Origin of the sequence: Microbacterium sp. AG790 (assembly GCF_003634765.1) — a bacterium.
GTDB lineage: Bacteria > Actinomycetota > Actinomycetes > Actinomycetales > Microbacteriaceae > Microbacterium.
Genome location: NZ_RBWZ01000005.1, coordinates 1 through 1115 on the forward strand (window position 1 = coordinate 1; position 1115 = coordinate 1115).

Consider the following 1115-nt stretch of genomic DNA (forward strand, 5'->3'; position numbering starts at 1 on the left):
GCTAGCTGTGCTGCCCAGGGACGTTGGTCAATCTGCTGATGGGTGGGTGGCCGCCGATCGCGGTGTGGGGCCTGTGGTGATTGTAGGAGTGCAGCCAGGTCGGGAGCGCGTTGCGGCGGGCTGATTCGGAGTTGTAGTGCCGTGAGTAGGCCCAGCCGTCGGCGAGGGTGCGGTGGAATCGCTCGATCTTCCCGTTCGTTTGCGGCCGGTAGGGGCGTGTGCGTTTCGGTCGGATGCTGAGTTCGGCGCAGGCGTCGCGCCAGGCGAAGGACCGGTAGGCGGAGCCGTTGTCGGAGAGGACGCGTTCGACGGTGACGCCGCGGGCGGCGAACCAGCCGACTGCGCGTCGCAGAACGGCGACGGCTGTGGCTGCGGTTTCGTCGTCGTGGATCTCGGCGTAGGCGACGCGGGAGTGGTCGTCGATGACGGTGTGGATGAACGCTGTCCCGGTGACCATGTCGCCGGCGATGCCACGTCTTCCGGTCCGTTTGGCGGTGACCGCTCGGTTGCGGTCGCCTTGGAACCGGCCGACGTAGCGCCAGCCGCCGCCGTCGGGGATGTTGCCGAGCTTCTTCACATCGACGTGGATCATCGAGCCGGGATATTCGTGCTCGTATCGTCGAGCGGGCTCCCCGGTGCGAACATCGACATGGCTGAGGCGGTTGATCCGGCACCGTGTGAGGATCGCATGGACGGTCGAAGCAGGCATCCCCAGCTGAGCGCCGATTCCGACCGGACCGAGCCGCTTCTTCCACCGCAGATGCACGACCTTCCGCACCACCGGTCGGGGAGTCCTGTTCGGACTCGAGTGCGGCCGGGAGGAGCGGTCCTGCATCCCCGCCTCACCCATCTCGACATAGCGGCGCGCCCACCGTTCCGCGGTCCGCCACGACACCCGGAAGTAGCTCGCAGCCGCAGCGACGGACCAGCCGTCATCGACGACCTGCCGGGCGAGCCGGAGGCGTTGGCGAGGCGTCAGAGCAGCGTTAGCGTGGGTCACGAGGACCTCCTTGGTCATCGAGTGCGGGAACTAGACAGCTCCACTCTCGACCGGGAGGTCCTCACCCGTCTATCGCGTCACACCTCAACCAACGTCCCTGGGCAGCACAGCTAGC

At 67.2% G+C, this 1115-nt stretch carries 1 protein-coding gene; it reads right to left on the minus strand.

Annotated features, from left to right (window positions below):
* Position 1: 1 nt before the first annotated feature.
* Complete coding sequence (locus DEU37_RS00600) at positions 2-1000, minus strand: IS481 family transposase (protein WP_121188792.1); 999 nt, start codon at positions 998-1000, stop codon at positions 2-4.
* Between the last annotated feature and the right edge of the window lie 115 nt (positions 1001-1115).